The following is a 12,635-nucleotide window of genomic DNA, read 5'->3' on the forward strand; positions in this document are numbered from 1 at the left end:
CCCAGTCGCTAGATTGCAAAACACTCATATTATCCGCCACAGGCGACAACCCGGCAAATGCTGAACGCGCATGCAAGGCCTATTCGGCCTGGGCCAAACTCACACCTTGGCCCCGTGGGTCATGCATTGCAAAGCGCTTGCCATTTGTCTCAATGGCGATTGCACCGGCTTGACCTGTAAATGGACTGCTTGCCGGAATAATTTCAACCTCATGGCCCAAGGCGACCAGTTGATTGACCACGGCGTTGTCGATATTCGCCTCGAGTTTTAGATTATCGGTGCTATCAAAGAAGCTTCTGCCCAATAAAAACCTGGGCATGCTCAAGGCTTTATCAATGGGTTGCGCAAAGTCGATCAATTGGGTTGCCAGGACCATCTGCGTTTGTGGTTGTCCATCACCGCCTTGGGTGCCAAAGAACAATTGACGCCCATCATCCGCCAAGTAACAAGAAGGATTAAGCGTATGGGCCGGGCGCTTACCTGCTCCCCAGGCATTTGCGTGTGCAGGATCGGCGCTAAACCCCGCTGCCCGATTTTGCCAAAGCACCCCCGTATCACCGAGGATGCAGCCCGAGCCGAAGTCATGGAACAAGCTCTGAATCAGACAGGCTGTACGGCCCTGCTCATCCGTTGCGGCCATCCACACCGTATCGGCAGGGCGTCCCGGCTCAGCCCAAGGAGCGGCTTTACTATCATCAATTTGCGCGGCGTATTGCCGGGCACTCAAATCAGACAAGCTGGCGTTGTAATCCCAGCCCGTCGAAAGTGGATCACATAACTGCGCATTGCGCCGCAGAAGGCCTTGCTTGATAGCCTCGACCAGGCAGTGATAGTAAGGTGCAGAACCATTTGCATATTCGTAAAGCGGTTTATGCTGCAGCGCAGACATGGCCTGAAGGGTGTAAAGCCCTTGGCAGGGAGGCGCAATATTGAAGAGCTGGCCCTGACGATAGCGGATGGATATAGGCGCAACTTCTGGAGCCTGTGTGGCAGCTAAATCTGCAGCGGTTAAGCCGCACCCCAACTGATTGAACGACTGGGCAAATGCCTGAGCCAACTCACCCTGATAAAAATCATCGATCCCGGCATGAGACAGTTGCAACAGCGTATTGGCCAGTTCAGGCTGACGCAATATATCGCCCGCTTGCATCCAGCGGCCTTGACGCTTGCACAGCGAATGCAGGTCAGGCAGCCCATCAATGATGCCTTTACGTCGTTCTTGCCAGAACAATTGCGACTCGGATATTTCTACACCGCGCTGAGCGGTTGCAGCCGCGTCGCCGAGCAGGTCAACCCAGCGCATCCCTGACCCCCATTCGTGCTGGCTGATCTGCTGGGCAGTCTTCCAACTGGCCATTGCACCAGCAGTGGTTGCCACAGCACCCGGGCCACGCAAGGTAATAACTCCACCCTGAGGTAGCCGCTGCCCAGCCTGACCGATACCCATAATGGTGCGAACCCGGCTGTCGTGAATCATCCATAGCGCATCACCACCCAAGCCGGTCATGTGTGGATAGACCGCTGCCAGCATCGCACTCGCAGCCAACATGGCATCAATCGCAGTACCGCCTGCCTCTAGAATCTGCATGCCTGCGGCACTCGCATCCGGGTGTGGGGTACAAATCACACCCCCTCGGGACTCAGCTATCATGAATTCAACTCCTGACTTTGCTAGCTATCTACAAGCACTTTGCTAACAAAGTAAGCAATATCTGTTCCCTAATCTTTTTCACCTCATGGCTGAGCACGTTACAATCGGGTTTATGTGCAACCCATACTCGCCTGCGCGATCGCCCAAGCTGTATTGTCGAGTAAAACTCTAGAGCACACGCGTATCCATGACCGAACTCGCCCCTCTTGCCGCTTATCAGCATGCCCTCGACGAACTGGGTTTCAAGCCGGACAACTCTCAACTGTTTGCCGCCCAACAACTGCAAGCCTGTTATGAAGCGCTGCATTGCAATGCAACGAACAAGCCGCTAGCAACCGGAGTGTATCTGTGGGGCCCCGTGGGTCGCGGTAAAACATGGTTGATGGATCAGTTCCATAAGAGCCTGCAGGTTCCCGCCCGACGTCAACACTTCCATCACTTTATCCGCTGGGTCCATCAGCGCATGTTCCAGTTGACGGGCACAGCGGACCCTTTGCGAGCGCTGGCCTGTGAGCTGCGTGATGAAGTCCGGGTCCTGTGTTTTGACGAGCTTTACGTCAATGATATTGGCGACGCGATTATTCTCGGCACGCTGTTTCAAGTCATGTTCGAGGAAGGCGTGGTCATGGTCTGCACCTCAAATCAACCGCCTGACCAGCTTTATGAGGGCGGCTTTAATCGTGAGCGCTTTCTCCCTGCAATCGCCGCTATCGAGGCGAGCATGCAGGTGGTGAATGTAGATGGAGGCCAGGACCACCGCCTGCATCCGGGCACGCAAGTACAGCGTTACTGGCTCACCGCCAATGACAGCCCCAGCGCCTTGCATAGCGTCTTTAATACGCTGAGTAAGGGCCAGCCAAACACAGCTGACGCGATTACCCTGAATCAGCGCGAGATCAAACTGGTGCGCCGTGCCGACAGTGTTATTTGGTGCCGGTTCGCCAATCTCTGCGTAGAACCGCTGGGGTCTGAAGACTATATTGCGCTTTGCGACCGATTCAGCGCGATTTTGATCAGCGATGTGCCATGTCTAAGTGGCCAGCAACGCAGCGCAAAGATCGCCCGCGGCACGGAGGATGGGGTACAGCGCATTGACGCTGGAGACCGCGAGCTGCCAAGCCTGGCGGTGTTTGATGACAGTGTGCGCCGCTTCATTGCCCTGATAGATGAGTGCTACGATCGGCGCATACCGGTATATCTTGAAGCGGCAGTACCGCTGACCGAGTTGTATACCGAAGGTTATCTAGAGTTTGCCTTTCGCCGTACCCTCAGTCGCTTGCAAGAGATGCAGTTGCAACGCTTCAGCGGTGAAGCACCGGCAAAGACGGGCACACTAGAGACCAGCGAAGCTTGACCCTACAGAAGGCCGGGAACTGTTATTGATCGGTAGCGCTCAAACTAGGCTACACCTTGATTTTTTGATGGGTTAACCACACGCACGCAGTAAGGAAACAGCATGCTTTTTCCGGATTTGACCGGTCTCAAGTTACACAAAATCATCAAGAAAACCGTTGTCGATTTCGTCGATGACGAGTTGCCCACCTATGCCTCTGCATTGGCGTTTCAGCTTTTTTTCTCTCTGTTTCCCTTCCTGCTGTTTTTAGTCGCAATCATTGGCGTACTCGATATACAGCCGTTTTTTGATTGGCTGCGCCAACAAGCAGCGCTGGTAATGCCAAGCGCTGCATATGACTTGGTGAATCCAGCCATTGATCAACTGCAATCAAAAAAAGCAGGGTTGTTTTCGGTCGCTATTGTGATTGCACTCTGGACAGCGTCATCAGCAGTTCGCTCGGTCATGGTTGCGACCAACCGGGCTTATGGTGTCAAAGAAGGCCGTCCAGCCTGGAAGCGCTTTCCACTGTCATTCATTTACACCATCGCTATCGCCATTACCTTGCTCGGCGCAGCAGGCTTGATGGTGTTGGGACCTCAAGCATTCAACTGGATTGCACAACAGTTGGGGATCGAGCAAATCGTGGTCACACTCTGGGCAATCCTGCGCTGGCCCGTTGCAATTGCCATGTTGATGTTGGTGGTATCCGTGGTTTATTACGTGGCCCCCGATGTCGAACAAGAATTCCGGTTCATCACGCCCGGCTCTATCCTTGCGGTTATCGTCTGGATAACCGCGTCATTGGGGTTTAGTTATTACGCTCAGAACTTTGCCGACTACAACGCCACCTACGGCAGCATTGGCGCAATCATCGTTCTGTTGCTGTACCTGTACATATCCTCCGCAGTGCTGCTGTTTGGTGCCGAGTTGAATGCGGTCATTGAACACAGCGTCGAAGAAGGCAAAGACCCGGGCGAAAAGCAGATTGACCCCGACTGAGACGTTGCAGCCTTGAACTGCCCGCTAACGCTTTAACACTCTGCTCTGGACGACAGCCTCTTTGGAGGCTGATCATCCAGGCCGCTCACGCACTGCGCGTCGCTGTGGCTTTAGTGGACAAGCGCTGCCTGATACTCCTCTACCAGCAACTTAAATAGTTCAGCTGCTGGGAGTGCCCTCGCCAGTGCTGCACCCTGCCCCGCCCAATAGGCGGCGAACTCCAGATTACCCGCTGCCGCTGCGGCCGCGATCAACTGCTTACCCGCGTCGTAACCGATACCAAAACCGGGCACGGGTGGATGCCCTGGGGCACCCACTTCCCGCATAAAGCGATTGACCATGCCCCGCGCCGGACGCCCGGAAATCACCGTGGTCACTTGCGTGGTATGCGCGCGATCACTGCCGAGCATGCTTCGGTAGCCGGCGTTCGCAGCGCTTTCCGGACACAACACAAAGGCTGTCCCCAATTGCGCTGCACTGGCACCAAGGGCCATAACCGAGGCGATACCCGCACCATCCATAATGCCCCCTGCCGCAACCACTGGCAGCCGAGTGTGAGTGGCCAATAAGCGCACCAAAGCCGTTGTCCCAATCGCCTGATCTTGCTCTGGATTGAAAACACCACGGTGTCCACCCGCCTCAATACCCTGAGCAACGATTACATCGATGCCAGCCTCCTGCACCCTTAGGCCCTCTTCAAGGGTTGTCGCCGATGCAAATAAGGTAATACCCGCTGCTTTAAGTGCATCAATGCGAGATTGTGGCGGTAAGCCCAGGTGGAAACTCACCACGGCGGGACGCTCAGCCAGCAACACGTCGAGCTGTTCATTGTTGTTGCAAAAGTTGCTGTAAATGTCTTTCAACGCGGCCGGAGCAGGTACAGCAAACTCAGCGAAGTAAGGCTGCAAGTGCTCAATCCAGGCCTGCTCAATCGCCGCGTTCGGTGTACTCGGCTGGTGGCAGAACACATTCACATTAAAGGGTCGCGAAGTCAGCGCACGGGTCTCAGCGATCATTTTTTGCCCGGTGCTGGCATCAACCGCCGCTATAGCAATTGAGCCCAAGCCACCCGAGTTGCTGACCTGCGCAGCCAACTGCGCAGTTGAAGTGCCCGCCATAGGTGCCTGAATAATCGGATGCTCGATGCCTAAACGCTGGGTCAGAGCTGTCATTGTGTCCCCTTGTATTCCTGCAGATGCCACATTGGTTTTGGTGGAAGTGCCGGTCAGGCTTCAAGCGCGCTGGCCGGACCAAAAAACTCATAATGGCACTGATCGCTCGGCACGCCCAAATCGCTCAAGTGCTTTTTAACCTGCGCCATAAAAGGTTTTGGCCCTAGAAAGTAGGCGTCCAGATCCAGGTTCTCGGGCAGCCACTGCGCCAACTGCTCGCGACTTAGATAGCCTTGGGCATCGCTCTGATCCTCCGCTGCGGGCTCGCTGTAACAGAAAAACCGCTGCAACTGAGGATGCGCTGCAGCTTGTGTTTCAACCCAATCTTTAAATGCATGCACCGCACCATTACGTGCACAGTGAATAAAGTGAACCGGCCGACCACTGACTTTGGCCGCATCAAGCATGGTCAGCGCAGGCGTGATACCCACCCCTGCGGTTATCAGTGCCAGAGGCTTATTCGACTCACGTAAAACAAAGTCTCCGGCTGGGGCAAATAGCTCGATTTCAGCACCTTCAGAGAGGTTGTCATGCAAGTGATTGGACACTTTGCCCTCTGGCTCGCGCTTGACACTGATGCGGTAGGTTTCACCGTTGCTCAGTGCTGACAATGAGTAGTTACGCCGTACTTCCTCACCATTTATAGTCAGCACCACACAGATGTACTGACCCGGCTGATGAGCAAGAACCGGTTTGCCGTCGACTGGGCTCAAGTAAAACGAAGTAATCTCTTCACTCTCAATGACTTTGCGCGCAACTTTGAAGCGACGACGCCCACGCCAGCCGCCTGCTGCATGCTCATTGCTGCTGTAAGCCTGCTCTTCGGCACCGATCAAAATATCCGCCAGTTGGCCGTAGGCCTGTGCCCAGGCGTCAATCACTTCATCAGTGGCAACTTCTTCACCCAGCACCTCACGAATGGCCCGCAGCAAACAAGTACCTACGATTGGGTAGTGTTCCGGCAAGATATTCAAAGACACGTGCTTGCTGACTATCTGACCAACAAGAGGGCCTAACGCCTCAAGGCGATCAATGTGCTTGGCATACATCAACACGCCATTGGCTAATGCACGCTGCTGATCACCACTGGCCTGATGCGTTTGATTGAACAGAGCGCGAACTTGCGGGTACTCAGAAAACATCATCGCGTAAAAATGCCGGGTGAGCGCTTCGCCACCGGTTTCAAGCAATGGCACGGTTGATTTTACGATTGCACGCTGTTCGGGGGTCATTCTGGTATTTCCTTTAGCAAGGTCAGCAAACTAGTCGGTAGTAAAGCCGCGTGATACTGTTGTTCGCTGATAGGCAATCATTTTCCATGCCAAATAAATTAACCTTTAAACTCAACAGCTTATAAAATAAATAGTCTTTGTGACTCTAGATATTTGTAGTCATAAAGACAAAAGGAGTCATTTTGACTAATCCTTTATTATTGGCGCTGATACCGCTGATGGCGGACCTCACCCGCGACCTGCCAGACGATGAGCGTTACCGCCGCCTGCTTCAGGCACTGCGCCAATTGCTGCCGTGCGATGCTGTGGCACTGCTCAAACTGGAGGGGCCGGTGCTGGTGCCTTTGGCCGTCAACGGCTTGAGCACAGACACATTAGGCAGGCGCTTTAAAGTGGATGAGCACCCACGTTTGAAAGTGTTGCTGGAGAACAACGGTCCAACCCGTTTTGCAACGGACTGCGAACTGCCTGACCCCTATGACGGCTTGGTTGAAAACCACGGCGTGCACCTTGAGGTTCACGATTGCCTGGGTTGCCCGCTCTATGTGCAAGAGCAACTATGGGGACTGATTACCCTGGATTCACTGGACCCCTCCCGTTTTGGCAGCGTTGACTTGAGTAATCTGGAGGCATTCGCCAGTCTCGCCGCTGCGACGGTAATGGCCAGCGAACGGATCAATCTACTGGCGCGTAATGCTGAAGATCAGCGACAACTGGCCGAGATCTACAAACGTGCAGCCGACGGTCATCAAAACAAGGAGTTGATCGGCCAAAGCAACAGCCAGCGCCAATTGCGCAAAGAAATCGAAGTCGTTGCCAACAGTGCCTTGAGCGTGTTGATTACCGGCGAGACCGGGGTCGGCAAAGAACTGGTTGCCGAGGCGATCCACCAACAATCGCCACGTGCGGGCAAACCCCTGATTCGCCTTAACTGCGCCGCGCTGCCGGAAACACTGGCCGAGAGCGAGTTGTTTGGCCACGTCAAAGGGGCATTCTCCGGGGCCATGAATGAGCGCAGCGGCAAGTTTGACCTGGCGGATGGCGGCACCCTATTTCTGGATGAAGTGGGTGAGTTACCACTGGCCATGCAGGCCAAGTTATTGCGCGTCTTACAGAGCGGCCAGTTGCAGCGGGTCGGTTCCGATCGCGAGCACCATGTGGACGTACGGCTGATCACTGCAACCAATCGCGACCTTGCAGACGAAGTGCGCAACGGACGCTTCCGCGCTGACCTGTATCATCGCCTCAGTGTTTACCCGCTGCACGTGCCTGCGCTGCGCGAACGCGGCCGCGATATCTTGCTGCTTGCGGGCTATTTTCTCGAACAAAACCGCGCACGTCTCGGCTTGCGCAGCTTGCGTTTAAGCAGCGACAGCCAACACGCATTACTCGCCTACGACTGGCCCGGCAATGTGCGCGAGCTTGAGCATCTGGTCAGTCGGGCAGCCCTAAAAGCTATGCAGGCCAAGCCTGAACGACCGCGCGTGTTAACTATCGATGAAAATGCCTTGGGACTGGATGCACAAACCCAGAACAAGATGACCACCGCCCCACAGAGCGACGCCTCAGTTGTTCGCGGGCGGGATTTGAAAGAGTCGATTGATATCTATCAAAGCGGCTTAATCAGCGAAGCACTGACTCGCCACCAAGGTCGATGGTCAGAAGTGGCCCGTGAACTGGGGGTCGATCGCGCCAACCTCAATCGACTGGCCAAGCGTTTAGGGCTTCGCTAAAAAATACTCAGGAGCATGACTGATGCAGACACCAAACCCACTCGAATTTATGGCCATCAATCAACTGTTGAGTCAGTTCTTTTTGGCATTCGATGCCCGCGACTGGCAATTGATGACCGACTGCCTCGCACCGCAGGTGCATATTGACTACGCCTCATCTGGACGCGAGCAGCCCAGCCTGATGACCAACCATGAGTTCGTGCAGCGCCGCAAAAATGCAGTAGACAGCCTCAATAAGCACCACAGTTTTTCTAATCTGTTGCTGTCGAAAACTGCTGAGGGCATTGAGGCTCGGTGCAAGTACCTAATCCTGCGCTTTGCTGATCATGTGAGCGAAAACAGCGAAGACTTTTACCACTCATGCGGGGCTTACGAGTTTGTCTTACGGGAAGAGGACGGCCGATTAAAAATCGCCAGCATCACCCAGCGCTTGCTACGCAGCTGGGGTAACCGCGAATTGCATGGGGGTTCGCGTAAAGGTTGAGGCAAAATAAACGAGAAGGACTTAGGCCTGTTTGTTACAGTCCCTTTATTGGCCCGGGATACGCCGCGACCTTCGAATCACGGGTCAGTAACTCCATACCCTCGACGTTGGCTTGGGCAACAAGAATACGGTCGAACGGGTCTCCATGAATTTTTGGCAAGCTAGTTACAGCAGCGCTGTGCTGGCCGTTGATGGGGAGTTCCTGATAACCCACTTCCAGCATTTCACGACGAAATAGACTAGGGTCGAGGTCAAAGCCCGACTTAGCACTCTGCTTGATTGCCAATTCCCAAATACTTGCAGCACTGAAGAAGATTTCGTTGTCCTGATTCTCAATCATACTCACCGCCAAAGCTGGCAGTCTCTCAGGCTCAACCATCGCCCAAATCAGTAGGTGAGTGTCAAGTAAGAGCCTCACTCAGTACACCCATTGAACAGCGTTTCAATTTCGTCAGCCATCAAAGTGTTGAAATCATCAGGCACCTTGCAGATACCGCGAAGCGCGCCTAGACGAGACTTCGGTTTAACCGACTCCACTCTGACCATTGGTTTGCCAGCTTTAGCGATGATAAAGGCTTCGCCCTTACTCGCTTGCTCGATTAACTTAGACAAGTTGGTCTTAGCGTCATGAATGTTAACGACTTGAAGACTCATGATTACTCCCCAATGAACTAACTCGGTTAGTTTAGTCGAGAAATCAAGGCGGCTGAAGAGCAAAGCGTCACGATGAAAAAGCAACCGGTAGATGGTTGTACGGGAGTGAACAGACTCACACCGTCTTAGCGCTACGGAGGGGTCGAGCCTCTCTCAACCACCCTGTAGCTGACGCCCTCCGCAATGCTCTGCGGGTGGCAAACATCGCCGCGCCTCAAACTAGACCACAGCGATTAGAACCACTGATCATTACGCTTGCGACGCACACGCAGTAATGACGGCAAGACCAAACCCGCAAACAGTCCCGCGCCGGCAATACCACCGCCGTACACCATATAGCGCATCAAAACTTGCTGCTGCTCATTGCCGAGCTGGGCTTTGGCTTCGCGCAGCTCGGAACGTGCTTGGCTTAACGCTGTGTCTTGCGTGGTACGCGCCGTTTGTAACTCGTCGATCAGCTTTTTACGCGCATCCATGGTTTCCTGCATGCCCTGCACACGGTTTTTCCAGGTGTCGTCGATACCCGCCAACTCAGACGTCAGCTCAGCAGCCTTTTGCTCCAATTGGGGCAGACGTTCAGCTTGGCCCGGTACATCCTGCAGATCGCGACTTGGAATCCACACGCTGTCGCCATTTTCGCTACGCACTTGACTGTAGTCGCCTTGGGTTTTCAGCAATTCAAGTTTCTGCCCGGAAGCCAATGTGCCGACGATGCGGTAGCCATCGGTGGGGCCGCTACGCACATAGGTGTTAAGGCTATCGCTTACCCAGCGAGAATTGGTAGCAGCTTCTTCGGCCTGCACAGATGCGCCAGCGACAAGCAAACCACCGAGAACACAGGCGCTGAGCGTATTGCGCTTAGATGGAAAAGCACGAACAAGAGAGTGGCTAAATAAGGACATGGGGCAATATCTTCACATGGCAATCAAAAGAAACCCGGCAAACGGGCACGCAAATAAGATCGGCCAAGTAAAATGCAGAAATACGCGCGGGTGATGGTATGAGCGGCCGAGCAGTCCCTTACTCCAACATCATCCACCCGGCGGGCCGACAGAACACAGACAGCAGCTCACTAGAATGAGTTCACTGCAAAGGGATAGATGGCGCTATGGATTTGCCGAGGGCTTTGAAACAACAGCTCAACAGGTCGACATTTAGCCGCTGCCAAGACTGGATAAAACCCGCTAAGAACGCCATCCTAAGCGCCTATTTTCAATGCAGCCATTAACGCTGTAGCTATCCATTACTGAAGGAATCTGCCATGCAAGACCAACCTCTAAACGCCACTGAGTTCGACTTTCTTGAGGCTGCTCTGCTCCAGTACGGCAATGATAATTGCGTACTCAACTGTTCTGAACTTGATGGCTATTTCACAGCACTGGTTTCTGGCCCTGCGCAAGTGGAAATCAGTGATTGGTTCCCAGCGATCTGGGACGGGCAAAACCCAGACTGGAGCAGCCCTGAGGAGGCCAAGCAGTTTATCGAATTGAGCGTGCGTCATATGAATACATTAGCCAGCCAACTGGCGACCAATCCCCTGGCGTTCGAGCCTCGCCTTGAGCAAACCGAGCATCAAGGCCAGCCGCTGACGCTCGCCGAAGAATGGTGTTTTGGTTACCTGCGCGGTGTTTCGCTGGCCAACTGGACAGAACTGCCCGCTCCCCTGACGGCAACCTTCCAAACCCTCTCGCTGTGCGCTGAGCAAGACAATTTCGAGCTGCCGGCTGACCTTGATATCGACCTGCATCAGCAAAATGTTGCAGCGATTAAACCTGCAGCGCTGGCGCTTCACGACTACTGGGTCACCCAGCGCTAGGCAACCCAGAGCGGTTCAACTAAGTTGCGTCTCAACCACCCCCTCAGTGCGCACCGCTTTGGCTGGAGCAAACTGCAGGTAGGGATCAGCAACCGGCTCTTCAAGCAGCATGGTTGAATCGCGGGCATAGTCATTGAGTAACCGCCACGGCAACTTTGAACCCTGGCGCGGAAGGACTTCATTGGCACGCTGCACATAACCTGATTGCAGTGCCCCCATGATCGACTCATCCACCGCGCACCCTTCAGTGTCGCGCGCGACCACAGTTTTTTGTTGCTGCTCATCCATGTGGTTGAGCAGACGACAAAGGTAACCGGCGGCAATATCAGCCTTAAGCGTCCAGGATGCATTGGTGTATCCGAAGATCCATCCCATATTCGGCACACCCTCCATCATCACACCTTTGTAGGTGAGTTGTTGATTGATCAAGCACGGCTTGCCGTCGAGGCTTAGCGTCAGCCCGCCAAGCACCTGCAATTGCAGACCGGTAGCGGTAATGATGATGTCGGCATCGAGTTGCTGGCCCGACTTGAGGCGAATCCCCTGCGGGTTAAAGGTGTCAATTTGATCCGTCACTATGGACGCTTTGCCATGGCTGATTGCGCGAAATAAATCGCCGTCAGGCACCGCGCACAAGCGCTCATCCCATGGTTTGTAGGCTGGGCTGAAATGACGCATATCAAAGTCATCCGGCAGTTGTTTACGCACACCCTTGAGCAATATGTTGCGGACTTTATTTGGCCAGCGCTTGGCGGCCTTGAACATCCAGCGCTGCACGGCGATATTGCGCTTGCGTGCCAGCTTGTAGACCCATGACTCAGGGAGAAACCGCCGCAGCAAAGCACTCAACTGATCCCGCCCCGGCACCGAAAAAATATACGAGGGGGAACGTTGCAGCATGGTGATATGCCCGGCCTCCTCGGCCATTGCTGGCACCAGCGTTACAGCGGTTGCACCACTGCCAATCACCACGATGTTCTTGCCTCGGTAATCGAGGTCCTCAGGCCAGTGTTGCGGATGAATACATTGACCATTGAACTGCTCAATACCCGGAAAATCCGGTAAGTAGCCGCTGCGGTGGTTGTAATAACCAGTGCAGGAGATCAAGAAATCACAGCTGACAGTGCGTATCTGGCCAGTGGCGTTGGCTTGCACTGTTAACATCCAGCACTGCTCAGCGCTGGACCAGTCAGCCGCGGTGACTTCATAGCCAAACTGGATGTGTTGCGAGATGCCGTATTGCTCAGCGGTTTCGCTAATGTACTGACATATGGAGGGGCCGTCGGCCAGCACTTTGAGTTCATTCCAAGGACGGAACTGGTAACCAAAGCTGAACATGTCCGAATCGGAGCGAATACCCGGATAGCGAAACAGGTCCCAGGTGCCGCCCAAGTTGTCGCGCCGTTCAATAATGCTGAAGCCTTTGCCCGGGCACTGACGCGAAAGATGGCAGGCCATACCGATACCGGACAAACCTGCACCAATAATCACAACTGAATGATGTTCATGAGCCATTGTTTTTGTTCTCGCACTGAACACTTGAGGAACCCAAACAATA

The 12,635-nt window shown here is 54.2% G+C and carries 12 protein-coding genes; 5 read left to right on the forward strand and 7 right to left on the reverse strand.

Annotated features, from left to right (window positions below; all coding sequences use genetic code 11):
* Positions 1–79: 79 nt before the first annotated feature.
* A complete protein-coding gene (locus tag ACIGCM_RS12195) occupies positions 80–1,651 on the reverse strand; it encodes a gamma-glutamyltransferase family protein (protein ID WP_397502321.1) in 1,572 nt (523 codons plus the stop codon).
* Between the two features lie 187 nt (positions 1,652–1,838).
* On the opposite strand from ACIGCM_RS12195, the gene zapE reads away from it, so the two are divergent.
* Entirely contained in the window at positions 1,839–3,005 is a 1,167-nt protein-coding gene (gene zapE / locus ACIGCM_RS12200) for a cell division protein ZapE (RefSeq protein ID WP_397502322.1), read from the forward strand.
* Positions 3,006–3,107: 102 nt separating this feature from the next.
* A complete protein-coding gene (locus ACIGCM_RS12205) occupies positions 3,108–3,986 on the forward strand; it encodes a YihY/virulence factor BrkB family protein (RefSeq protein ID WP_397502323.1) in 879 nt (292 codons plus the stop codon).
* A 110-nt stretch (positions 3,987–4,096) separates the two neighbouring features.
* On the opposite strand, the gene ACIGCM_RS12210 is transcribed toward ACIGCM_RS12205, so the two are convergent.
* Both ACIGCM_RS12210 and hmpA read right to left on the reverse strand, forming a co-directional pair.
* Positions 4,097–5,158, reverse strand: a complete 1,062-nt coding sequence (locus ACIGCM_RS12210; protein ID WP_397502324.1) for an NAD(P)H-dependent flavin oxidoreductase — start codon at positions 5,156–5,158, stop codon at positions 4,097–4,099.
* A gap of 53 nt (positions 5,159–5,211) precedes the next feature.
* Positions 5,212–6,390 (reverse strand): NO-inducible flavohemoprotein, encoded by a 1,179-nt coding sequence (gene hmpA, locus ACIGCM_RS12215; protein WP_397502325.1) that lies wholly within the window; start codon positions 6,388–6,390, stop codon positions 5,212–5,214.
* Positions 6,391–6,569: 179 nt separating this feature from the next.
* Here hmpA and norR point away from each other — a divergent pair, with 179 nt between their 5' ends.
* Both norR and ACIGCM_RS12225 read left to right on the forward strand, forming a co-directional pair.
* The gene (norR, locus tag ACIGCM_RS12220) at positions 6,570–8,123 is read left to right on the forward strand and encodes a nitric oxide reductase transcriptional regulator NorR (RefSeq protein ID WP_397502726.1); all 1,554 of its coding nucleotides are present in this window, start codon (positions 6,570–6,572) and stop codon (positions 8,121–8,123) included.
* A gap of 22 nt (positions 8,124–8,145) precedes the next feature.
* Complete coding sequence (locus ACIGCM_RS12225; RefSeq protein WP_397502326.1) at positions 8,146–8,607, forward strand: nuclear transport factor 2 family protein; 462 nt, start codon at positions 8,146–8,148, stop codon at positions 8,605–8,607.
* 34 nt (positions 8,608–8,641) lie between these two features.
* On the opposite strand, the gene ACIGCM_RS12230 is transcribed toward ACIGCM_RS12225, so the two are convergent.
* The 3 genes from ACIGCM_RS12230 to ACIGCM_RS12240 all read right to left on the reverse strand — a co-directional run bounded on the left by ACIGCM_RS12230 (position 8,642) and on the right by ACIGCM_RS12240 (position 10,163).
* The gene (locus ACIGCM_RS12230) at positions 8,642–9,025 is read right to left on the reverse strand and encodes a type II toxin-antitoxin system VapC family toxin (protein ID WP_397502327.1); all 384 of its coding nucleotides are present in this window, start codon (positions 9,023–9,025) and stop codon (positions 8,642–8,644) included.
* Entirely contained in the window at positions 9,022–9,261 is a 240-nt protein-coding gene (locus ACIGCM_RS12235) for a type II toxin-antitoxin system Phd/YefM family antitoxin (protein ID WP_397502328.1), read from the reverse strand. Before ACIGCM_RS12235 ends, ACIGCM_RS12230 begins: the two co-directional genes overlap by 4 nt.
* 233 nt (positions 9,262–9,494) lie before the next feature.
* Entirely contained in the window at positions 9,495–10,163 is a 669-nt protein-coding gene (locus ACIGCM_RS12240) for a TIGR04211 family SH3 domain-containing protein (protein ID WP_397502329.1), read from the reverse strand.
* A 359-nt stretch (positions 10,164–10,522) separates the two neighbouring features.
* Between ACIGCM_RS12240 and ACIGCM_RS12245 the strand changes: the two genes are divergently transcribed.
* Positions 10,523–11,077, forward strand: a complete 555-nt coding sequence (locus tag ACIGCM_RS12245; RefSeq protein ID WP_397502330.1) for a UPF0149 family protein — start codon at positions 10,523–10,525, stop codon at positions 11,075–11,077.
* A 15-nt stretch (positions 11,078–11,092) separates the two neighbouring features.
* On the opposite strand, the gene ACIGCM_RS12250 is transcribed toward ACIGCM_RS12245, so the two are convergent.
* Positions 11,093–12,592, reverse strand: a complete 1,500-nt coding sequence (locus tag ACIGCM_RS12250) for a flavin-containing monooxygenase (protein WP_397502331.1) — start codon at positions 12,590–12,592, stop codon at positions 11,093–11,095.
* Positions 12,593–12,635: the final 43 nt, after the last annotated feature.

Origin of the sequence: Pseudomonas sp. NPDC078700, from assembly GCF_044542375.1 — a bacterium.
GTDB lineage: Bacteria > Pseudomonadota > Gammaproteobacteria > Pseudomonadales > Pseudomonadaceae > Aquipseudomonas.